We start from the raw sequence: 21,264 nt of genomic DNA, 5'->3' as shown, positions 1-21,264 counted from the left end.
CGGCGAGAGGCCGGAAGGGCGATTCCGGTGAATTGTCGGGAAGCGGATCGGTCGCCCGCTTCACTCGTCGTCGAGGCCCCGCTCGATGGCGTAGCGCACCAGCTCCACCCTGTTGTGCAGCTGGAGCTTGCCGAGGGTGTTCTGGACGTGGTTCTGCACGGTGCGGTGGGAGATGACGAGGCGTTCGGCGATCTGCTTGTAGCTCAGGCCCTTGGCGACCAGCCTCAGCACCTCGGTCTCCCGGTCCGTCAGACGGGGCGCGTCCGGGGCGCCGGCGTCCCGGGCCGGCGCCGGCTCGGAGGCGAGCCGGCGGTACTCGCCGAGCACCAGTCCGGCGAGGCCCGGGGTGAACACCGGATCGCCGACGGCGGTCCGCCGCACCGCGTCCAGGAGTTCGCCGGTGGAGGCCGACTTGAGCAGGTAGCCGGTCGCGCCGGACTTCACGGCCTCCAGGACGTCGGCGTGCTCCCCGCTGGCGGACAGCACGAGGACGCGCAGGGCCGGGTTGTGGGCGACGAGCTCCTTGCACACCTGGACACCGGGCTTGGCGGGCAGGTTGAGGTCCAGGACGAGGACGTCGGGCCCGGCCGCCTTGGCGCGGCGGACGGCCTGTTCGCCGTCCCCGGCGGTGGCGACCACCTCGAAGCCGGACTCGGCCAGGTCGCGGGCGACCGCGTCGCGCCACATGGGGTGGTCGTCGACCACCATGACCCTGAGCGGTCCCCGCCCTCCGTGCTGTTCCTGCTGGTCCCCCCGTCCGTGCTGGTCCTGCTGACCGTGCTGGTCCTGCTGCCGCGTCATCGCTTCTCCGCCTTCCCCCGCGCCTTCCCGGCGTCCTTCGGTACTTTCAGCTCGACTTCCGTGCCCTGCCCGGGGACCGAGATCAGCTCGGCGCCGCCGCCCAGGTCGCGCAGCCGTCCCCGGATCGACTGGGCCACCCCGAGCCGCCCCTCCCCCTCGGCCTGGGCGAGCCGGCCCTCGGGGATGCCGGGGCCGTCGTCCCGGACGGTGACGACGATCTCGCCGGGCTCGTCCTCCAGCAGGATCCAGGCGCGCGCCTCCGCGCCGGCGTGCGCGCGCACGTTGTCCAGGGCCGCGCCCACCGCGGCGGCCAGCTCCCGTGCCGCGGCCGGGGGCAGCGGCACCGGGGCGCCGGGCTCGGCGAGGCTGACGCGGGCTCCGGCGTACGGGGCGAGCAGGGTGCGCAGGTCGACGGGGCCGTCGTCGTCCGGCTCCTCGACCGCGTGGACCAGCGCGCCGTCCGCCGCGTCCCGCGAGACGCGGGAGACGGGCAGCAGACCGCCGGAGACCAGGGTGCGCAGCGCGACCTCCTGCTCGCCGGCGAGCCGGCCCAGCTCGGCCGCCTCGCCGCCGACCACCGCGCCCCGCCGCTGCACCATCGCCAGCACCTGGAGCACGCCGTCGTGGATGTCCCGGGCCAGCCGTTCCCGCTCGCGGGTGGCGGCCTCGATCTCCAGGGCGCGGGCGAGGGTGCGCTCGGAGGCGCGGGCGACCTCCACGACGTAGCCGATGGCGAGGGCGGCGACCCAGACCAGGACCACGTTGTGCACGGTGTCCCGGGTCGGGGCGCCCCGCTCGATCAGGTTGGCGGCGGCGACGGGCGTGGAGGCGAGGGCGGCCCAGCGCCAGCCGCCCTTGAGGGCGAAGGCGAGCACCGAGCCCGCGGTCCATATCGACGGCAGGGTCGGGCCGTCGCCCGCGATCCGCTCGTGGCTGTCGACGAGCGGGGTGAGCAGGATGCCGGACAGGGCGACGGTCAGGTCGGCGGCCAGGAACCGCCGCGTGCAGCGGGCCGCGCCCGACACCAGGGGCAGCGTGGCGAGGGTCCAGACGGCGAGGACCGCGTAGTAGACGAGGGCGATCCAGGGGCGCACGAAATGGCTGTAGCCGGTGGCCGCCAGACCGGTCGCGTACAGCATCGCCAGCACGCGGTAGCCGGACAGGGCACGCCACAGGGGCAGCTCCACCGACATCCGCATGACCCGTTCACGCCTGGGCATGCCCCCGCCCCCCTGGTTCCCCGTGTGTCCGGCTACCCCTCGGTGCCGTGTGCCTTGTCGGCCTTCCCGGCCTTCTCCGCCTGCTCGGCTTCCTTCGCCGCCTTCGCGGCCTCCGCGATCTGCCGCTTGGCGACGGTCGCGTAGACGTCGACGTACTCCTGGCCGGAGAGCTTCATGATCTCGTACATGACCTCGTCGGTCACCGCGCGCAGCACGAACCGGTCGTGGTCCATGCCGTGGTAGCGGCTGAAGTCCAGGGGCTTGCCGATGCGGATGCCGGGACGCATCAGCTTCGGCATCACCTGGCCGGGCGGCTGGATCTTCTCGGTGTCGATCATCGCCACCGGGATGACCGGGGCGCCGGTGGCGAGCGCCACGCGCGCGAGGCCGCCGGGCTTGCCCCGGTACAGACGGCCGTCGGGCGAGCGGGTGCCCTCCGGGTAGATGCCGAACAGCTCGCCGCGCCTGAGCACCTCGATGCCGCTCTTGATCGCCGCCTCGCCGGCGCCGCGCGCCCCGGAGCGGTCCACCGGGAGCTGTCCGACGCCCTTGAAGAAGGCAGCGGTCAGGCGCCCCTTCACGCCGGGGGTGGTGAAGTACTCGGCCTTCGCGATGAAGGTGACCTTGCGGTCGAGCATGGTGGGCAGGAAGAACGAGTCCGAGAAGGACAGGTGATTGCTCGCCAGGATGGCGGGGCCTTCGTCCGGAATGTTCTCCAGACCCTCCACCCAGGGCCTGAAGGCGAGCTTCAGCGGTCCCCCGATGGCGACCTTCATCGTGCCGTACAACACCCGTGTGCCTCCTGTTTGCGTCGGTCAGACCTTAACCCGGTCCGCGGCCAATGACGCCGACGACCCTGGTCGGTGTCAGTGCGGTCGCGTACGGTGAGGCACATCCGCCAGTTCTTCACGCCTCTTTCAGGAATGGAGTCCGTCAGGTGCCGGTCCTTCCCGGAGCCGAGCCGTACCGCCACGAAGGCGGGGAGGTGGGTGTCCTCCTCTGCCACGGCTTCACCGGCTCGCCTCAGTCATTGCGCCCCTGGGCGGAGCATCACGCGGCACACGGCCTGACCGTGTCGCTGCCGCTGCTGCCCGGACACGGCACCCGCTGGGAGGACCTCGCGGTCACGGGCTGGCAGGACTGGTACGCGGAGGTGGACCGCGCGCTGCGGCTGCTCTCCGACCGGTGCTCCACGGTGTTCGTCGCGGGTCTGTCGATGGGCGGCGCCCTGGCCCTCAGGCTGGCGGCCCGGCACGGCGAGAGCGTCGCCGGGGTGATCGTGGTCAATCCCGCGAACCGTGTGCACGGCCTCGCCGCGTACGCCCTCCCGGTGGCCCGGCATCTGGTGCGCTCCACGAAGGGCATCGCGAGCGACATCGCCGCCGAGGGCGTCCAGGAGCTGGGCTACGACCGGGTGCCGCTCGCGGCGGCGCACTCGCTGCGGGAGTTCCTGCGCCGCACGGACGGCGAGCTGCCCCAGGTCACGCAGCCGCTGCTGCTGCTGCACAGCGCCCAGGACCACGTGGTTCCGCCGGCCGACTCGGCCCGGGTGCTGAGCCGGGTGTCGTCCGCGGACGTCACCGAGAGTGTGCTGGAACAGAGCTTCCACGTCGCGACGTTGGACCATGACGCGGACCGGATCTTCGAGGAGAGTCTTGCTTTCATCGGCCGGCTCGCACCCGGTGCCGGAACGAGCAAGGAAGGGACGGCCGCAGTTGGCTGAGCACGGCTCCGACCGCGAGGGCCGCGAGGAACGCGACCCCGACGACCAGGGGGTGCCCTTCGACGAGGACGCCGCCTGGAAGGCGATCGTGGCGGGATACGGCGAGGAGCCGCCGGACCCGCCGGGTTCCCGGCCGTTCCGGCCGGTGGAGGATCTCGCGCTGCTGGAGAACGATCTCCCGGCGAAGGGCGCGGAGAGCGGCAAGGGCCCCGAGGGCGCCCGGAGCGGCGAGAGCGCCGAGAGGACGAAGAAGACCGAGAACGCCGAGCACACGGAGCACGCCGGGAACACCGGGAGCGCCGGGAGCACCGGGAGCACCGGGAAGACGGAGAGCACCGAGGGTGCCGAGGGCGCCGCGAGCCCGGGGCGCGCCGACGGCGGCGAGGAGCCGGCGCCGGTACGGCCGCTGGGCGGCTCGGTGTCCTTCGCGCCCGGTGTCGGCCCGCGCGACCACATCGCGCCGGAGGGGTCCGAGGACGACTTCGACGAGGACGACGAGGGGCACTTCGTGCCGCCCGAGCCGCCGCCGCTGCCGTCGGCCGACACGACGGCCAGGTTCGCCTGGCTCGGGGTGGTCGGCGGGCCCGTCCTGCTGCTGCTCGCCGTGCTGCTCGGCTGGGAGATGACCTGGTGGCTCGCCACCGCCGGCATCGGCGGCTTCCTCGGCGGGTTCGTCACGCTCGTGACGCGCATGCGGACGGACGACGACGATGACGACGACCCGGGGCGCGGGGCCGTGGTCTGAGGGCGGGAACCGGGGCTCGGGGCCGGCGCCCCGGAAGGGCGCTCCGGCTCCGGCCCGGCTGCGGCTCCGGGCCGGGCCCGCGGGGTTCCCGCCCGGCGCCCCGGACCCCGGACCCCGAGGGGCCTAGCGGGCCGGGATCCTGAGGGCGGCGAGGACCGGAAGGTGGTCCGTGGCCGCCCTCAGGTCCGTCTCCGTGACGCCGGGCAGCCCCAGGGGCACCCCGCAGCCGAGGACCTCGACGCCCTTGGTGGCGAAGAGGGCGTCGATGCGCCGGTGGGGGCGCCCTGAGTCCCAGGTGTGCTCACCGCCCCAGGGGGCCGTGGCCCGGCAGTCCTGGAGGTTCCCGGCGAGGAGGCGGAACGTACGGCCCTCGGGGCCGTCGTTGAGATCGCCACCGGCCACGGCGTGCTCGACGCCGAGCCCCGCGAGCCGGTCGAGGACCGCGCCGCCCTGCTCCAGGCGCTCGTCGCTCCGGAGGCTGAGGTGGCAGCTGATCACGCCCAGCCGGACGCCCCCGAACCGTACGACGGCGGTGGCGAGGCCCCTGCGGTGCAGACCGGGGGTGAGCGGGAGCAGCACGTCCTCGGTCCGCTCGACGGTGGCCCGCAGCGAACAGAGGATCGCCGGGCCTGCGGCGGTGGCTCCGCCGGTCAGGACGACGAGGCCGGAGGCGGCGGCGAGGCGGGTGAGCTTCTTGCGCCAGCGGAAGAAGCGCGGCGCCTCCTGGACGAGGACCAGGTCGGGGGCGCAGGCGGTGATCACCCTGGCCAGGGCGTCGGTGTCGTCGCGCATCGAGCGGATGTTGTAGCCCATGACCCTGATGACCGCGGAACCGTCGGGCTCCGTGCGGGAGTTGGGGAGCAGTGGGGTTGCCATGCGGTCAATGTACGTCGCGCGGCGGCGGGGGACGGATACGACTCGGGGCGCGAGGTACGTGCGCGATGCCGGCCGGGTGAGGCCGGTCGCGCGGTTCCCCGCGCCCCTTCGGTCGGCCGTGCGGCCGTGTACCGAGCGTCGGACGTCACATGATCGGGTCGGGCTCCCGGGCCAGGTCGGCCGCGCCCACCAGGCCGGCCTTGTTGCCGAGCTGGGCCGCGATGACGTCGGCCACCGGGCGCCAGTTGCCGCCGACCAGCCAGCGCTTGTAGGACTTGCGGATCGGGTCCAGGACCAGCTCGCCCTCGTCGGAGAGGCCGCCGCCGACGATGAAGGCGGACGGGTCGAAGAGCGAGGCGAGGTCGGCCAGACCGGCGCCGGCCCAGCGGGCCAGCTCGCGGTAGGAGTCCACGGCCACCGGGTCGCCCTGGCGGGCGGCCATCGAGATGTGCTTGCCCTCGATGCCGTCGGGGGTGCCGTCGCCGAGGCCGAGCAGCACCTCGGCGTTCTCCGGGGTGGCGTTGGCGCGCTGCTTGGCGTAGCGGACCAGGGCGCGGCCGGAGGCGTACTGCTCCCAGCAGCCCTGCGAGCCGCAGCCGCACAGCAGGCCGTCCGGGACCATCCGGATGTGGCCGAACTCGGCGGCCACGCCGAAGTGGCCGCGGCGCAGCTTGTTGCCGATGATGATGCCGCCGCCCAGGCCCGTACCGAGCGTGATGCAGATCACGTTGCGGTGGCCCTTGCCGGCGCCGAACTTGTACTCGCCCCAGGCCGCGGCGTTGGCGTCGTTCTCGACCACGACGGGGAGGCCCACACGGGCCTCGACCTTCTCCTTGAGCGGTTCCTGGCGCCAGTCGATGTTGGGCGCGAAGTACACGGTGGAGCGCTGCCGGTTCACGTATCCGGCGGCGCCGATGCCCACACCGACGATCTCGTGCCCGGCGCGCGCGCCCTCCACGGCCGAGGCGATGGCGTCCACGATGCCCTCGGGCGTGGTGGGGGTCGGCACCTTGAAGGTCGAGAGGATGTTGCCTTCCTCGTCGACCACGCCGGCCGCGATCTTCGTGCCGCCGATGTCGACGCCGATGGTGAGTCCCATAAATCCCTCAGTTCCGGTCGAGCCCCGCTATGGCCAACCGTACCCGAGGCCCTGCCGGTACAGACCTTCAGTCCAGGTCGATGCGCTCTCCCGGTCCCGTGCCCTCGCCCCGGTCGCGGTGCGGGCCGGGGCCGTCGCCGTCCTCGGCGCGCGGTCCGGCGGGGCCGGCGCTCCAGCGGTGCTCCTGGGCCTGGACGGCCGAACGGTAGGCGGCCAGCAGTTCACCGCCGGCCGCGGCGAGATGGCCGAAGACGTCCGGGTTGCGCTCTATGACGGGCTCGACGGCGGCCTTCGCCTGCTGGACGACCTGCCGCACCACCTGCTGGGCGGCGGGTCCGGCCACGGCTCCGAGGAGCGGGGAGTTCAGGCCGGACAGCTTGTCGGCCACCGTGTCCATGAGCTTCTTCAGCTCTTCGGCGGCGGAGCCGGGGGGCGGCCCGTAGGCGTCGCGGCGGCGGTTCTTCTCCTCCGCGAGGTCCTCGGCGCAGGCCGTGGCCCAGGCGTCGGCGTCGGTCGCCCGCGCCTGCTCTTCCTCGGGGGGACCGGATGCGGGGCGCTCTTCGCTCATGGCGGACTCCTGACTACGGTTCGCACCTCCGACGTTACCCGAACGGCGGTACGCGGTTCACCGTCCGCGGGCGGGCCACAGCGCGGGATCGGGGGCGAAGCGGACCCGCAGCTCCCCCTCCAGCAGCCCGGCGCCCGCGACGGTGCAGCGCCGCAGGGCGGACGGCAGGGACACGATCCGGCGGAAGGGACCGGCGGTGATCACCAGTTCGTCGCCGCGCCGTACGAGATCGAGTTCGTCCCGTATCGCGCCGGGCAGCGGGATGTGCCAGACGAGCACGCCGTCGTCGGCGAGCCGGTCGGCGACGGGCCACTCGACCGGGGCGGGCGCGGGGTTGACGCCGGGCACGGCGAGGGCGGCCAGGTCGTCGGCGCCGTGCGGGTCGCGGCCGAGGTGCGCGGCGGTGTGCAGGGCGTACGGCAGGTGCGGGTCCGCCCAGTCGTCCAGGGCCTTGCGCTGCTGGGCGAGGGGCCCGGACAGCCAGGAGTCGGCGGCGGCCTCGGGCAGGACGCGGTTGGCCACGAGGGTCTCGGTGCGCAGGCCGCGCAGGGCGAGGCCGAGGACCGCGGTACGGACGGCCTCGGTGCCGGCCGGGCCGGGTTCGGCGACCAGGGTCACGGCGGTGTGCGGGTCGGTGAGGACGGCCTCGACGGCGGCCAGCTCGACGTCCCAGCGCGCCGCGGTCTCGTAGAGCCAGTCGGCGGGCATGGGGACGCCCGCGAGGCGGCCGAGGACGGGGCGCAGGGAGCGGGCGACCTGCCGCTCGGGCGGGAGCAGGCGGCGCAGGTAGCGGCGCAGTTCCTCCGGCAGGGCGAGCAGGGCCAGGGCCTGCGGCAGGGCCGGCAGGTCGACGACGAGGACGTCGTAGCGCTCGCAGAGGGCGGCGTCCCTGAGCGCCCGCAGGAAGGACAGCTCCTCGGCGCCGGGCAGCGGGGTGACCTCCTCGGCGTCCAGGCGTGCGGCGCCGAGCAGTTCGAGGACGTTCGCGGCGCGGCCCTGGAAGGCCGTGAGGTCCTGCTGGAAGCGCTCGGCCGCGTCGGGCCGCCAGGCGGTCAGCCGCTCACCGGCCTCGGTGGGCGTGGCTCCCGTGGCGGTGCCCAGCGCCGCGCCGAGCGTGTCGGCGCGGTCGGCGCTGAGGACGAGCGTGCGAAGGCCCTCGCGGGCCGCGGCCAGCGCGGTGCCGGCGGCCACTGTCGTACGGCCGCCGCCGCCCGGGCCCGTGATCAGGATGGTGCGCATGAGGGTGAACGGTAACGGAGGCGGGGCGGCGCCCCGTGCCGCCTTCTCCGCGTCCGGCCCGGGCCGGGGGGCGAGGGGGCCGGACTAGCTGTCCGACTCCACGCGCTTCTTCAGGCCGGCCAGGGCGCGGTCGATGATGACCTTCTCCGCCTTGCGCTTGATCATGCCGAGCATGGGGATCTTGACGTCGACGGTGAGGCGGTAGGTGACCTCGGTGGCGCCCGGGCCCGCGGGCCGCAGCAGGTAGGTGCCGTCCAGCGAGCGCAGCATCTGCGACTTCACCAGGGTCCAGGAGACCTCGTGCTCGCCGGTCCAGGTGTAGGCGAGGGTCTGGTCGTCCTTGATGGCGCCGGCGTCCATGACGAGCCGGACCTGCTCGGCGCGGCCCTGCGCGTCGGCGGCGAGGACCTCCGCCTCCTTGACCTCGCCGGTCCAGTCCGGGTAGCGGGCGAAGTCGGCGATCACCGCCATGACGTCGGCCGGGGCCGCCTCGATCGTGATGCTCGAACTGGTGTGTTCCGCCATCGCCGTGGCTCCTCCAGAGGCTGACCGAAGAGACGTCATTCTCGCGCGCGGGCTGCGCACGTGTGTGCAGCGTGAAGGCTACCGCGCCGCCGGCCCGCCCCCTTCACCCGCGTCCGGCTTCACCACTCGAGGACCCACGGTGTGCCCGAGCCGGCGAAGTGCCCCACGTTCACGCACTCGGTCGAGCCGATCCGCATCCGCCGCGCCAGCGGCTGGTGGACGTGGCCGAAGAGGGAGTACCGGGGCCGGGTGCGGCGGATCGCCTCCAGCAGGGCCCGGCTGCCGCGCTCGAAACGGCGCGCGACGGTGTCGTAGACCAGTTCCGGCACCTCCGGCGGGATGTGCGTGCACAGCACGTCGACCTCGCCGACCGCCTCGATCTTCGCGGCGTATTCCTCGTCGTCGATCTCGTACGGCGTCCGCATCGGCGTGCGCAGGCCGCCGCCGACGAAACCGAAGGTCCAGCCGCCGATCTCGACCCGTTCGCCGTCCAGCACGGTGGTGCCGGGGCCCGCGTACTCCCGCCACAGCGGCGGCATGTCGACGTTGCCGTAGGTGGCATAGGTGGGGACGGGGAACGCGGCGAACAGCTCGGCGTACTGCCGGCGCACCGCCTCCTCGATCGCCGTACGGCGGTCGGTGCCGAGGCCCGCCCACAGCCGGGCGCCGAACTCCCGGGCCTCCTCGAAGCGGCGCGCGGTGCGCAGTTCCACGATGCGGTGGGCGTTCTCCTCGCCGAAGAGCTCGGGGAAGATGCCGCGCGAGTGGTCGTGGTAGTCGAGGAAGAGGACGAGATCGCCCAGACAGAGCAGGGCGTCCGCGCCCTCGCCGGCCCGTGCCAGATCGCGGGCGTTGCCGTGCACGTCGCTGACCACATGGACACGGTTCGTGCGTCCGCCGTCGCGTGTGAATGCCATGGTGATCAAGGGTAGGCGTGTGCGGTGTACGTGAACAGTGGCGGTCCGGCCTGCGGTTACTCGCCGGTCGGTCAGGTCGTGGACTACTGTGCGGCTGGGAAGCCCAAGCTGTGTGACGCAGCGAACATCTCGCCCGGAACCCCTGTCGTGGGGGCCATACCGGCGGGTAACGTCCGGGCAGTCCACTCGTGCTCTGGATTTCGACAAGTGAAGTTCCGGGCACCAGCCCCGAGCCTTGGACCGCACCGTCGCATCACACACCGTCGTGGCGCCGGCGCCCTATGAGGAGCAGCAGTCTTGCGCGAGTTCAGCCTTCCGGCTTTGTACGAGGTCCCTGCGGACGGAAATCTGACCGACATCGTCCGCAGAAACGCCGCGCAGCACCCTGACGTCGCCGTGATCGCCCGCAAGGCGGGAGGCGCCTGGCAGGATGTGACGGCCCGCCAGTTCCTGGCCGAGGTGCACTCCGCCGCCAAGGGTCTGATCGCCGCCGGTGTGCAGCCCGGCGACCGTATCGGCCTGATGTCGCGTACCCGTTACGAGTGGACGCTGCTGGACTTCGCGATCTGGAGCGCGGGCGCGGTCACCGTGCCGGTGTACGAGACCAGCTCGCCGGAGCAGGTGCAGTGGATCCTGTCCGACTCGGGCGCGACCGCCTGCGTCGTGGAGCTGGACGGCCACGCGGCCGCCGTGGAGTCGGTGCGCGAGTCGCTGCCCGCCCTCAAGCACGTCTGGCAGATCGAGGCCGGCGGCATCGAGGAGCTGGGCCGGCTCGGCCAGGACGTGTCGGACGCGACCGTGAACGAGCGCAGCTCGCTCGCCAAGGCCGACGACGCGGCGACGATCGTCTACACGAGCGGCACCACCGGGCGCCCCAAGGGATGTGTGCTCACCCACCGCAGCTTCCTCGCCGAGTGCGGGAACATCGTGGAGCGGCTGCGGCCGCTGTTCCGCACCGGGGAGTGCTCCATCCTGCTCTTCCTGCCGCTCGCGCACGTCTTCGGGCGGGTGGTGGAGATCGCCCCGATGATGGCGCCGATCAAGCTCGGCTGCGTCCCGGACATCAAGAACCTCACCGACGAGCTGTCGGCGTTCCGCCCGACGATGATCCTCGGCGTCCCGCGCGTTTTCGAGAAGGTCTACAACTCGGCGCGGGCCAAGGCCCAGGCGGACGGCAAGGGCGCGATCTTCGACAAGGCGGCGGACACCGCGATCGCCTACAGCAGGGCGCTGGACACCCCGGCGGGCCCGTCGCTGAAGCTGCGGCTGAAGCACAGGGTCTTCGACAAGCTGGTCTACGGCAAGCTGCGCGCGGTGCTCGGCGGCCGGGGCGAGTACGCCATCTCCGGCGGTGCCCCCCTCGGCGAGCGGCTCGGCCACTTCTTCCGCGGCATCGGCTTCACCGTGCTGGAGGGCTACGGCCTGACCGAGTCCTGCGCGGCGACCACGTTCAACCCCTGGGACCGGCAGAAGATCGGCACGGTCGGCCAGCCGCTGCCCGGCTCGGTGGTGCGCATAGCGGACGACGGCGAGGTGCTGCTGCACGGCGAGCACCTGTTCCGGGAGTACTGGAACAACCCGGCCGCCACCGCCGAGGCGCTCGCCGACGGCTGGTTCCACACCGGTGACATCGGCACCCTCGACGAGGACGGCTATCTGCGGATCACCGGCCGCAAGAAGGAGATCATCGTCACCGCGGGCGGCAAGAACGTGGCCCCGGCCGTGATCGAGGACCGCATCCGGGCGCACGCGCTGGTCGCGGAGTGCATGGTGGTGGGCGACGGGCGGCCGTTCGTCGGCGCGCTGGTCACCATCGACGACGAGTTCCTCGGCCGCTGGGCCGCGGACCACGGCAAGCCGTCCGGCTCCACGGCGGCGGCGCTGCGGGACGACCCGGACCTGCTCGCGGCGATCCAGACGGCGATCGACGACGGCAACGCTGCGGTGTCGAAGGCCGAGTCGGTGCGCAAGTTCCGTGTCCTCGCCTCGCAGTTCTCGGAGGAGTCGGGCCATCTCACGCCGTCGCTGAAGCTGAAGCGGAACGTGGTGGCGAAGGACTACGCGGACGAGATCGAGGCGCTGTACACGAAGTAGCCTCCCGGCGCCCGCGGTTGCCCGCACGCGAAAAGGAGCGGCCCCCTCACGACGAGGGGGCCGCTCCTTTCGCGCGTACGGCGGGACGGGCGCCGCGCCGGGCTGGGCCGGGCTGGGCTGGGCGGCGAAGGCGGCAGAGGCGGCGGCGGAGACCCGCACCGACCGCCGGCCACCAGCGGCGGACCGCCGACCGCGGACCGCCGTTCTACAGCAGCGTCCTGAGCTTCTCCGCGAGCAGGTCCCAGCGCCACTTCTCCTCGACCCAGCGGCGGCCCCGCTCGCCCATCCGGCGGCGCAGCCCGGCGTCGCCGAGGAGGACGGTGATGCGCTCGGCGGTGTCGGCGGGCTCGCCGCCCCTGACCACCCAGCCGGTCTCGCCGTCGAGCACGGCGTCGGGCGCGCCGCCCGAGTCGCCGGCGACGACGGGGAGCCCGGTGGCGGACGCTTCCAGGTAGACGATGCCGAGGCCCTCGACGTCGAGGCCGCCGCGCCGGGTGCGGCAGGGCATGGCGAAGACGTCACCGGCGCCGTAGTGCGCGGGCAGTTCGGACCAGGGCACCGCGCCGGTGAAGCGCACGGAGGCCTCGACGCCGGTCTCCCGGGCGAGCCGGCGCAGGTCGCGCTCGTAGGGTCCGCCGCCGACGACCAGCAGCACGGCGTCGGGCTCGGCGGCCAGGATGCGGGGCATCGCCAGGATCAGGGTGTCCTGCCCCTTCCTCGGCACCAGCCGGGAGACGCACACGACGACCGGGCGGTCGGTGAGCCCGAGCCGCGCGCGGACCTCGTCGCCGCCCGAGCCGGGGTGGAAGGTCTTCTCGTCGACCCCGGGCGGCAGCTGAGTCATCCGGGCGGCGGCCGCGGGGCTCAGCGCGCCGGCGATCCGGGAGCGGGTGTACTCGCCGAGGTAGGTGATCGTGTCGGTGGAGTCCCCGATCCGGCGCAGCAGCCCGCGCGCGGCGGGCAGCTGGGCCCAGCCGGCCTCGTGCCCGTGGGTGGTCGCCACGAGCCGTTCGGCGCCGGCCCGGCGCAGCGCGGGTGCCATGAGGCCGAGCGGCGCGGCGGCGCCGAACCACACGGAGGTGCAGCCGTGCTCGCGCAGCAGCCCGGCCGCCCGCCGGGTCGCCGCGGGCGTGGGCAGCAGCATCGTCGTACGGTCGCGTACGACGGTGAAGGGCTGCTCGGCGTCGAAGGCGGCCGTGGCCCGGGCGCCCTCCTCGCCGCGCTTCCAGGTGGAGGCGTAGACGACCAGCCGGTCCGGGTCCAGGCGCAGCGCCATGTTGTGCAGGAAGGCCTGGATGCCGCCGGGGCGGGGCGGGAAGTCGTTGGTCACGATCAGGGTCTTGTGCATCGCCGCCGACCCTACCGAACCGGGCGCCCCGCACCCGGAGCGAGCGACCCGGTGGCACGCCCGGGGGCGGGCAGGACATCATGTGACCGGCGGCGCGGAACCGGACGGCGGGGGAACACGTGGAGACGAGGACCTCCGGGCGGTCCTGGGCATGGCTGCTCGTGACCTGGGCGGTGACCCGTGCGGTGCTGCTGCTCCTGGTGTTCCGGGTGTACGTCGTCCCGGGCCCCGACGTCACCTCGGACGTGTCGGTGATCTACCGGCAGTGGTACGACGTCCTGCGCCAAGGAACGTTTCCGCTGGACGACGAGACCTGGCAGTACCCGCCCGTCGCCGCGCTCGCGATCCTCTCCCCCGCCGTGCTGCCGTTCCTGAGCTACCCGCACGCCTTCTACGTGCTGGCGTTCCTCGCGGACGCCGCCGTGCTGGCCCTGCTGGTGTACACGGGCCGGCGTCCGGGCCGCTCCGCGCGCGGGGCCTGGGTGTGGACGGCGGGCGTCCCGCTGCTCGGCCCGACGGTGTACGCCCGGTACGACGTGATGGTGACCGCCGTGGCGGTGGCTGCGCTGCTCGCCGGGGTGGGGCGTCCCCGGGTGCTGGGCGCGCTGGCCGCGGCCGGGGCCCTGCTGAAGGTGTGGCCGGCGCTGCTGCTGGCGGGCGCCTTCCGGCGCCGGCCGTGGGCGTCGGCGGTGGTGGTGGCGGCCGGGCTGACGGCGCTGTCCGCGGTGTCGATGCCGGGCGCGTTCGCCTTCCTGTCCTTCCAGCAGGAGCGCGGCACCGAGGTGGAGTCGCTGGGCGCGCTGGTCTTCCATGTGGCCCGGCACTTCGGCTGGCAGGGGCAGACGCTGCTGAACTACGGGTCGATCGAGTTCCTCGGCCCGTACGTCGGCGTGGTCAGCACCGCCGCGCTGGCGCTGACCGGAGGGGCGTTCGGCTGGCTGCTGCTGTGGCGGCTGCGGGCGACCCGCACGACCCCGCACACGCTCGCCGACGCCGCGTTCACCGCGGTGCTGCTGTTCACGGTCACCAGCCGGGTGATCAGCCCGCAGTACCTGGTGTGGCTGATCGGCCTGGCCGCGGTGTGCCTGTGCTTCCGGGCGAGCCGGATGGCGCCGCCGGCCGTCATGGTGGTCGTGGCGTCGCTGGTGACGGTCCTGGAGTTCCCGCTGGGCTTCATCCACGTGGTGACGAGCGACTGGTACGGCATCGCCCTGCTGGCCGTGCGCAACGGCCTCCTGGTCGCGGCCTCCCTCTCGGCCGCCCGCCGCCTCTGGGCGTCCACGGTCGCCCCGCTGACGCCCCCCACGATCCCCCCTCAGGCCACCCGGGCGAAGAACACCCCGGTCTCCTCCTGAACCCGGGCCGGAGGGCTCAGGTCAGTTCGGCGCGCAGGTAGGCGTGCCATCGGTCGGTGAAGGCGGCCGGGGTGGTGTGGAGGGTCCGGGCCAGGGCGTTCTCCAGGGCGCCCGGGCGTCCGGCGTGGTCGCCGACCGCGCGGTAGAAGGCGCCGAGGCGGGCGTCGCCCCAGTGGCCGGCGATCATCCGGCAGGCCAGCCAGCCGCTCTCGTAGGCCTGGGCGAGCCGGGTCGGGTCGCTGGTGAAGCCGAAGTCCTTGTCGGTGGGGAGCGCGGCCGGGGCGTGGCCGTCCTTGACCGCGCGGGCGAGTTCCGGCGCGGCCTCGGCGGGAGTGCGGCCGGTGCCGAGGTAGCCGATCCAGTCGGCGTAGCCCTCGGAGAGCCACAGCGGGGTGGCGGCGGTGGTGTGCGCGCGGGTGGCCACATGGGTCGTCTCGTGGGTGAGCACGACCTGTTTGCCGAGGTCGCCGAGGACCGCGTACGCCTCCGGGTTGACGACCACCCGGTCGGCGGGGGCCCGGCCCGATCCGCCCGCCTCGCCGGTGGTGACGGCGGCGATGCCCCGGTAGTCGGCGGCGGAGGAGCCGAGGAGGCCGCCCATGTCCTTCAGGGAGCGCGGGACGAGGACCACGACCCGGCGGCTCCAGTCGGTGCCCCACGCGCCGGAGACGGCCGGCACGGCCCGGTCGGCGAGCCCTGCGTAGGCGCGCAGCGCCGCGGCGCCCTGTCCGGTGCCGAGGACCAGGCTGTGGGTGCCGCGCACGGCGGTGACGCCGCCCTGGTCCCACAGCTGCTGTCCGGCGTCGCGGGCGGGCCGGTCGGCGGCGACGTACCAGGTGCCGTCGGCGGCACGGCCGAGGGTGAGGACGCGGCGGACGCCGATGGGGGCCCGGTCGTAGCCGGCGATGCGGTAGCGCAGTTCGGCGTCGGCGGTGGCGCCCGGGCCGGAGCGGTGCAGGGCGGTGACCCGGTAGGTCCAGGAGGCCAGCGGCAGCGCGCGCAGCCGGGTGTACTCGGCGGCGGCGCCGGTCGTGTCGTACGCCTTCTCGTCGTGCCGGAGCAGGGCGGCCGACCGCCGGTCGAGCACCCGCTGCACCTCGGCCTTCGCCGCGTCGCCCGGGGCCTTTCCGGCGCAGCCGGACAGGGGCGCGGCGAGCAGCAGGGACAGGGCCGCCGCCAGCGCGGGCCACGTCCGCCGCACCCGCGGCGTCCGCCGCGCCTGTCCGAGAACCGCCATTTTCCGATCGTACGGCGTGGCGCGGGAGGTCAGGGCCGGGTCACCGAGGAGACGGGCATCATCCCGACCGGGTCGTAGCGCACCGGGGCCCCCGGGTAGGGCGCGTGGATGACACGGCCGTTCCCGGCGTACATCGCCACGTGGCCGGCGTCGGAGCGGTAGACGATCAGGTCGCCGGGGCGGGCCTGGGAGAGCGGGACGCGGCGGCCGGCGTTGCGCTGCTCCTGGGAGGTGCGCGGCAGATGGATGCCCGCGTGCGCGTACGACCACTGCATCAGGCCCGAGCAGTCGAAGCCGGAGGGCCCGTTCGCGCCCCACACGTAGGGGCGGCCGAGCGCGGAGCGGGCGGCGGCGAGCGCGGCCGCGGCGCGGGAGCCGGGCGCGGCGTCCCCGGCGAGGCCGGCGAGGCCGACCGGGCCGAGGCCGGCGCGGCCGGAGCGGGAGGCGCGGTCGTAGGCGGCGCGCTGCGCGGCGGGCAGGGCGTTGAGCAGCCGCCGGGCCTCGGCGAGCTTCTTCTCCACGGCCCGTTTGTGCCGGGCGACCGCCGTGCGGCTGCGCTCCAGGTCGGCGAGCTTCCCGGAGGCCTCGGCCCGCTCCTGGGCGAGTTCGCGCAGCGCGTCGCTCAACTCCCTGAGCTGTCCGGCCTGCTGGGTGTGGATCCGGTCGAGGGTGGTGGCCTTGTCGAGGTAGTCGGCGGGGTCGTCGGAGAAGAGCAGGGCGACGGCCGGGTCGACGCCGCCGGACCGGTACTGGGCGCCGGCCAGCGAACCGAGCCGCTCCCGCACGGTGTTGACGTAGGCCTGGCGGCGCGCGATGTGGTCCTGGGCGTCGCGGATCTCCCGGCGCAGGAGGTCGGCGCGCTCGTCGGCCCGGTCGTAGTCCTGGGTCGCCTTCTCGGCCTCCTCGTAGAGCCGGTCGACCTCGGCACGGGCGTCCTCGTGCGGCGAGGCGTGCGCGGGTACGGCGCCGAGCGCGGCGGCCGCGGCCGAGAGCGCGCAGAGGGCGGCGGAGCCCCGGTCGAATCCGGAGGCGGCAAGGCGGCGATGGGACCCCACGGCAGTCCTTCTGCTGGCGGACAGGTGTCGCCTCCCCGGCGCCGGGCACGGGGTGGCCCGGGTGCCGGGGAAACGGGGCAGACAGTAGCCGTGCGGAAGCGCCCGGGCCAAAGACCCGGGGGCGCGGGGAAACGCGGCGCCCCGCCGCTGACGCAGGTCACCGGCGGGGCGTGGAGTCAGTTCCGGTCGCCGGGATTCGCCCGTTCGGGCGCCTGGCGTGTCCGGTCGTGCGGGCCTGGGCGGCCGGTCAGACGTGGACGCCGAACTGGAACGGCATGTCGCTCATGGCCTCGTAGCGGACCACGGCGCCGGTGTGCGGGGCGTGCAGCACCTGGCCGTTGCCGGCGTAGAGGCCGACGTGGTGGAGGTCGCCGTAGAAGAACACCAGGTCGCCGACCTGGAGCTGGCTCATGCCCAGGTGGGGGCCGAGGGTGGTCTGCGCCTCGGAGGTGCGCGGGATGGAGACACCGGCCTGCCCGTAGGCCCACGAGGTGAGGCCCGAGCAGTCGAAGGTGGCCATGCCGGCGGTGCCGTAGGAGTACGGCTTGCCGATCTGGCTCCGGGCGGCGTTGAACGCCGCGGCGGCGCGGCCGGAGGAGGTGGCGGGGGCGCCGAGGTCGACCCGCTCGGTGGACGAGCGGCTGGCGCGCTCCTGGTCCGCGGCGAGCTTGGCCTTCTCCTTGGCGGTCAGGGTGTTGAGCAGTCGCTGGGCCTCGGCGAGCTTCGCCTTGACCTCGGACTTCTTCTTGCCCAGCTCGGTGCGGGTGGCCGAGAGGTCCTTGAGCTTCTCCGTGGCCTCGGCGCGCACCTGGGCCAGTTCGCGCTGCTTGTCCTGGACCTTCTGCAGGGCCTCGACCTGCTGGCTGCTCAACTGGTCGAGCGTGGAGGCCTTGTCGAGGTAGTCGTCCGGGTTGGAGGACAGGAAGAGCTGCACCGAGGGGTCGATGCCGCCGGAGCGGTACTGGGCCGTGGCCATCGAACCCAGGCCGTCGCGCAGCGCGTTGAGGTCCTGCTGACCGCGCGCGACGTTGTCCTGGATGGTGGAGATCTCCTTCTGCAGCTTGTGCTGCTTCTCCTGCGCCCCGTCCAGCTTCTCGGTGGCCTGTTCCGCCTGCTCGTAGAGCTCGTCGACCTTGGACTTCACCTGGTCCTTGCTGAGCTTCTCGCTCGGCGCGGCGTTCGCGGCGTTCGCACTGAGTACGACGGCGGCGGCTGCTGCGGTGGTCAGCACGGTGACTCGCGTGCGACTCGGCTTCTTGGGTCGACGATGGGACGCCACGGAGGATGAACTCCTTCTTCTGAGTGATCACCCGTTCGGAGGTTCGAGACACGACCCTAGTGACCTGGTTGTGATCAGTTCAAATCCTGACCGCAAAAAAACCGGTCACGCAATGCATTCTTTGCACACAACTCACGTGCGGTGATGCGCGGTTGACGCTACGTTGCGTGAAGATGTGTTCAATTCGGGCAATGCATATGCCTGTCGAACCTTCAGGACAGTCGCTTCAGAAGTACCGCAGAGGCGACCGGTCGGGCACCGGCGCGGGCGACCCCGTCCGCCACCTCCCGGTCGGTGGAGGCGACGATGACCGGCCGGCCCGGCGGCTCGGCGCGCACCAGCTGGCGGATCAGCTCGTCGGCCGTCACCCCCGGCTTGGAGAACAGCACCCGCACCCCGCGCGGCGGCGCGAGCAGCACCGGCGCCGCCAGTTCCGCGCCGTCGAAGACACAGGTGACCTCGGCGCCGGTCTGCGCGGCGAGCGCCGAGAGCTGCCCCAGCAGCCTCAGCCGCTGCTTCTCCAGCGGCATCTGCGGATAGCCGGTCTTGGTGACGTTGTAGCCGTCGACGACCAGATGCGCCTGCGGCAGGGCCAGCAACTGGTCGAGGATCGCCGGGTCGTTCTCGGACAGGGCGCGGGCCGCGATGTCCTTGGGGGTCATCCGGCCCGGCTCGACCGCGTCCACGGTCTCGGCGGGGCGCACCGAGACCGGCGGCAGCGCCAGCTCCCGGCGCAGCCCCTGCGCGGCTTCCAGCACGGTGTCGAGCAGCAGCCGTACCCGCATGTCCTCGACGCTGCGCCCCTCGCGCGCGGACCTGCGGGTGGCCTCGAGGGCCGCCTCGACCTCGCCGAGGCGGCCCTTGAGCCGCCGGGACTCGCTCTCCGCGGCCGACACCTGCGTGTGCCCCTCGGCGCGCGCCGCCTCGACCTCGCCCTGCACCTTGCGCAGCGCGGCCTCACCGCGCTTGACGTCGCTGAGGGCGGAACGCAGCTTGCGGTGCAGCGACTCGGCCTCGCGCTTGGCGGCGTCCAGCTCGGCCCGCAGCCGTTCGTTCTCCGTACGGGTCAGCTCGCGGGCGTGCGCCAGTTCCTCGCGCAGCCGCTCCAGCTCGGCCCGGCTCTCCTCGTCCGCGCGCTCGGCGTCGGCGCGCTGGGCCTCCTCGCCGGCCGCGGCGACCAGCTTCACCCAGCCCGCCGGACGCAGCACATAGGCCGCGGCCGCCACGTCGAGCGGGTCCGCGGCCGGGGGCGGCGAGCCGGAGTCCAGGGCGCCGGACAGCTCCGGCTGCGCCTCTCTGAACTTCTCCCCGATGCGCTGCCGGAACAGGGGGTCGGTCTCCAGCGCCGCGGCCATCGCGTTCCCGGCGAACTTGGCCCGCCGGTTCGGGGCGAACCGGGCGTACTGCCTCAGCTGGGCGGGCAGTTCCGTCACGGTCAGGCCGCCGAATCCGTCCGCGACGATCTGCACGACCCGCCGGCGCACGCCGTCGGGCAGCGGACGGTCAAGCACCTCAGCGGTGCCGTCGCCCGGCCCCCCGCCTGCGGTCTCCACCATCCGTCACACCCCAATACCCTTGCGGGGCCCGCTCCGTTCAGGAGCCGGCGCCCGGCCTGTCCACGAGTTCCACCTGGTCCACCGCGTTGCACCAGCGGCAGCGGACCGACTCGATGGTCTCACTGACCACCTCTCGCTCCTCCACGGTGGGCTCACCGGCGAGGTCGAGATGCACGTACTCGACGGCCTTGGACGAACGGGTGACGTCGAAACGCGTGAGGTTGCCGCAGAGCGTGCAGCGCCAACGCGTGGTGGCGGTCGGCAGGGGAACCGTCATCGTGGCTGTCCGCTTCCTTCTCGGTTTCCTTCGGGCATCGCTCCCGGGAACCGCTCGGCGGGACGACTCCCCGAAGCGCTTCTCGGGCCGGTCCGCGCCGTCGCCCGACGCGTGTGGGTGGTAACCCTAAGGCCTGGCGGGTCCTCGTCGCCCGTCCATCCACGGCGGCGAGGCGGTCTGCACCACTGCGTCCGGTTACGTCATGCTCTGTATTCATGATCAGCGACTCGAGCACGACGGCCTGCCGGACCAGCAGAGGGGTCCGGGACATCTCGGCACCGATGACGTACACCCTCATCGTCCTGTGCTGCCTGATCTTCGTCCTGGGCCCGGCCTCCGGGCTCACCCCGGCGTACGGCTCCGGGGACGCGCTGTCCGCCGCGCAGCGGGCGTACTTCCGGCACTGGGGCGTGATCCCGGCGGACCTCTTCCAGGCGCCCCTGGACCACCTCCTCGCCCCGGCCACCGCGCTGTTCGTGCACGGCAGCTGGGTGCATCTGCTCGGCAACATGCTGTTCCTCTTCGTCTTCGGGGTGATGACCGAGGAGCGGATGGGCCGGGTGGAGTTCACCCTGTTCTACGCGGGCTGCGGATACCTGGCCCTGCTCGGCTACGCGGCCGCCAACACCGGCTCCGGGCAGTCCCTGGTGGGCGCCTCCGGGGCGATCTCCGCGGTGCTCGGAGCGTTCCTGTACTTGTTCCCGCGCGCCCGTGTGACCAGTCTCCTCCCCTTTCTGTTCTTCCTCCCGCTGCGCTTTCCCGCCTGGGTCGTGTTGCCGTTCTGGGCCGCCCTGCAGTGGCTGGCGGCGAGCCGGGCGAGCGAGGGGCCGGGGGTGGCCTACCTCGCCCACGTCGTCGGCTTCTGCCTCGGCTTCGGCTACGCCTGGATGCGGTACGGCAGGCCGTGGGCGGGACGGGGGAAGAGCGCGCAGGACGGCCCCGGCACGGCGGCGGCGGCGGACGGGCGGGCGACTAGAGTGAAGGCCGCCCCAGCCCCGGCACCCAAGGGAGAGAACCAGCCGTGATCACCGCGATCGTCCTGATCAAGACCAGCGTGGACCGGATCCCCGAGATCGCGGAGGAGATCGCCGCACTGGACAGCGTCAGCGAGGTCTTCTCGGTCACCGGCACCTACGACCTCATCGCGATGGTCCGCGTCAGCCGCCACGAGGACCTCGCCGAGGTCATCCCGGGCCGCATCAGCAAGATCCCGGGTGTCGAGGGCACCGACACCCACGTCGCCTTCCGCACCTACTCCCAGCACGACCTGGAGGCGGCGTTCGCGATCGGCCTGGACAACTAGGCCGTGTCCCCGGGCCGGGGCGGCGGACGCGGCCCCGGCGGTCGCGG

At 73.5% G+C, this 21,264-nt stretch carries 21 protein-coding genes; 6 read left to right on the top strand and 15 right to left on the bottom strand.

The features are described from left to right. Nucleotides 1-60: 60 nt before the first annotated feature. The 3 genes from ACIPRD_RS20500 to ACIPRD_RS20490 all read right to left on the bottom strand — a co-directional run bounded on the left by ACIPRD_RS20500 (nt 61) and on the right by ACIPRD_RS20490 (nt 2,809). On the bottom strand, nt 61-708 hold the full coding sequence (locus ACIPRD_RS20500) for a response regulator transcription factor (RefSeq protein ID WP_356399098.1): 648 nt from the start codon (nt 706-708) through the stop codon (nt 61-63). Nucleotides 709-797: 89 nt separating this feature from the next. Continuing rightward, on the bottom strand, nt 798-2,021 hold the full coding sequence (gene macS, locus ACIPRD_RS20495; RefSeq protein WP_356398448.1) for a MacS family sensor histidine kinase: 1,224 nt from the start codon (nt 2,019-2,021) through the stop codon (nt 798-800). Nucleotides 2,022-2,053: 32 nt separating this feature from the next. Further along, nucleotides 2,054-2,809 carry a lysophospholipid acyltransferase family protein gene (locus ACIPRD_RS20490; RefSeq protein WP_356398445.1) on the bottom strand — a complete coding sequence of 252 codons (756 nt, stop codon included), beginning with the start codon at nt 2,807-2,809 and terminating at the stop codon, nt 2,054-2,056. 149 nt (nt 2,810-2,958) lie between these two features. Here ACIPRD_RS20490 and ACIPRD_RS20485 point away from each other — a divergent pair, with 149 nt between their 5' ends. Both ACIPRD_RS20485 and ACIPRD_RS20480 read left to right on the top strand, forming a co-directional pair. Continuing rightward, a complete protein-coding gene (locus ACIPRD_RS20485; protein ID WP_356398442.1) occupies nt 2,959-3,744 on the top strand; it encodes an alpha/beta fold hydrolase in 786 nt (261 codons plus the stop codon). Then, entirely contained in the window at nt 3,737-4,489 is a 753-nt protein-coding gene (locus tag ACIPRD_RS20480) for a hypothetical protein (protein ID WP_401564819.1), read from the top strand. The genes ACIPRD_RS20485 and ACIPRD_RS20480 overlap by 8 nt, the downstream gene beginning before the upstream one ends. Before the next feature lie 123 nt (nt 4,490-4,612). Here ACIPRD_RS20480 and ACIPRD_RS20475 read toward each other — a convergent pair whose 3' ends face one another. The 6 genes from ACIPRD_RS20475 to ACIPRD_RS20450 form a co-directional block, all read right to left on the bottom strand. Next, nucleotides 4,613-5,365: an endonuclease/exonuclease/phosphatase family protein gene (locus tag ACIPRD_RS20475; RefSeq protein WP_356398436.1), complete on the bottom strand. Its 753-nt coding sequence runs from the start codon at nt 5,363-5,365 to the stop codon at nt 4,613-4,615. Between the two features lie 145 nt (nt 5,366-5,510). Further along, on the bottom strand, nt 5,511-6,464 hold the full coding sequence (locus tag ACIPRD_RS20470; RefSeq protein WP_356398433.1) for an ROK family glucokinase: 954 nt from the start codon (nt 6,462-6,464) through the stop codon (nt 5,511-5,513). Nucleotides 6,465-6,531: 67 nt separating this feature from the next. Next, the gene (locus tag ACIPRD_RS20465; RefSeq protein WP_401564816.1) at nt 6,532-7,032 is read right to left on the bottom strand and encodes a DUF5304 domain-containing protein; all 501 of its coding nucleotides are present in this window, start codon (nt 7,030-7,032) and stop codon (nt 6,532-6,534) included. Nucleotides 7,033-7,089: 57 nt separating this feature from the next. Then, on the bottom strand, nt 7,090-8,271 hold the full coding sequence (locus ACIPRD_RS20460) for an ArsA family ATPase (RefSeq protein ID WP_401564813.1): 1,182 nt from the start codon (nt 8,269-8,271) through the stop codon (nt 7,090-7,092). Between the two features lie 84 nt (nt 8,272-8,355). Continuing rightward, nucleotides 8,356-8,796 carry an SRPBCC family protein gene (locus tag ACIPRD_RS20455; RefSeq protein ID WP_356398424.1) on the bottom strand — a complete coding sequence of 147 codons (441 nt, stop codon included), beginning with the start codon at nt 8,794-8,796 and terminating at the stop codon, nt 8,356-8,358. 119 nt (nt 8,797-8,915) lie between these two features. Continuing rightward, complete coding sequence (locus tag ACIPRD_RS20450; RefSeq protein WP_401564810.1) at nt 8,916-9,713, bottom strand: metallophosphoesterase; 798 nt, start codon at nt 9,711-9,713, stop codon at nt 8,916-8,918. A 297-nt stretch (nt 9,714-10,010) separates the two neighbouring features. Here ACIPRD_RS20450 and ACIPRD_RS20445 point away from each other — a divergent pair, with 297 nt between their 5' ends. Continuing rightward, nucleotides 10,011-11,807 (top strand): AMP-dependent synthetase/ligase, encoded by a 1,797-nt coding sequence (locus tag ACIPRD_RS20445; protein ID WP_401564808.1) that lies wholly within the window; start codon nt 10,011-10,013, stop codon nt 11,805-11,807. Nucleotides 11,808-12,012: 205 nt separating this feature from the next. On the opposite strand, the gene ACIPRD_RS20440 is transcribed toward ACIPRD_RS20445, so the two are convergent. Next, complete coding sequence (locus tag ACIPRD_RS20440; RefSeq protein WP_401564806.1) at nt 12,013-13,155, bottom strand: glycosyltransferase family 4 protein; 1,143 nt, start codon at nt 13,153-13,155, stop codon at nt 12,013-12,015. A gap of 119 nt (nt 13,156-13,274) precedes the next feature. Here ACIPRD_RS20440 and ACIPRD_RS20435 point away from each other — a divergent pair, with 119 nt between their 5' ends. After that, entirely contained in the window at nt 13,275-14,510 is a 1,236-nt protein-coding gene (locus ACIPRD_RS20435; protein ID WP_401564803.1) for a glycosyltransferase 87 family protein, read from the top strand. A gap of 16 nt (nt 14,511-14,526) precedes the next feature. Here ACIPRD_RS20435 and ACIPRD_RS20430 read toward each other — a convergent pair whose 3' ends face one another. From ACIPRD_RS20430 to ACIPRD_RS20410, 5 genes are all read right to left on the bottom strand, one after another. Beyond that, entirely contained in the window at nt 14,527-15,747 is a 1,221-nt protein-coding gene (locus tag ACIPRD_RS20430; RefSeq protein ID WP_401564801.1) for a hypothetical protein, read from the bottom strand. 29 nt (nt 15,748-15,776) lie between these two features. Continuing rightward, the gene (locus ACIPRD_RS20425) at nt 15,777-16,802 is read right to left on the bottom strand and encodes an NlpC/P60 family protein (RefSeq protein ID WP_356398406.1); all 1,026 of its coding nucleotides are present in this window, start codon (nt 16,800-16,802) and stop codon (nt 15,777-15,779) included. 247 nt (nt 16,803-17,049) lie between these two features. Beyond that, nucleotides 17,050-18,081, bottom strand: a complete 1,032-nt coding sequence (locus ACIPRD_RS20420; protein ID WP_356398403.1) for an NlpC/P60 family protein — start codon at nt 18,079-18,081, stop codon at nt 17,050-17,052. Nucleotides 18,082-18,293: 212 nt separating this feature from the next. Beyond that, on the bottom strand, nt 18,294-19,637 hold the full coding sequence (locus tag ACIPRD_RS20415; RefSeq protein ID WP_356398400.1) for an NYN domain-containing protein: 1,344 nt from the start codon (nt 19,635-19,637) through the stop codon (nt 18,294-18,296). Nucleotides 19,638-19,674: 37 nt separating this feature from the next. After that, nucleotides 19,675-19,914: a hypothetical protein gene (locus ACIPRD_RS20410; RefSeq protein WP_330457313.1), complete on the bottom strand. Its 240-nt coding sequence runs from the start codon at nt 19,912-19,914 to the stop codon at nt 19,675-19,677. 215 nt (nt 19,915-20,129) lie between these two features. Between ACIPRD_RS20410 and ACIPRD_RS20405 the strand changes: the two genes are divergently transcribed. After that, a complete protein-coding gene (locus tag ACIPRD_RS20405) occupies nt 20,130-20,939 on the top strand; it encodes a rhomboid family intramembrane serine protease (RefSeq protein WP_356398397.1) in 810 nt (269 codons plus the stop codon). After that, nucleotides 20,936-21,217 (top strand): Lrp/AsnC ligand binding domain-containing protein, encoded by a 282-nt coding sequence (locus tag ACIPRD_RS20400; protein ID WP_356398394.1) that lies wholly within the window; start codon nt 20,936-20,938, stop codon nt 21,215-21,217. Before ACIPRD_RS20405 ends, ACIPRD_RS20400 begins: the two co-directional genes overlap by 4 nt. The last annotated feature ends 47 nt before the right edge of the window (nt 21,218-21,264 follow it).

The organism is Streptomyces sp. NPDC090108 (assembly GCF_044747185.1).
GTDB lineage: Bacteria > Actinomycetota > Actinomycetes > Streptomycetales > Streptomycetaceae > Streptomyces.
Note: the sequence above shows the minus strand (reverse complement) of the source record. Positions and strands in the feature narration are given on the sequence as shown.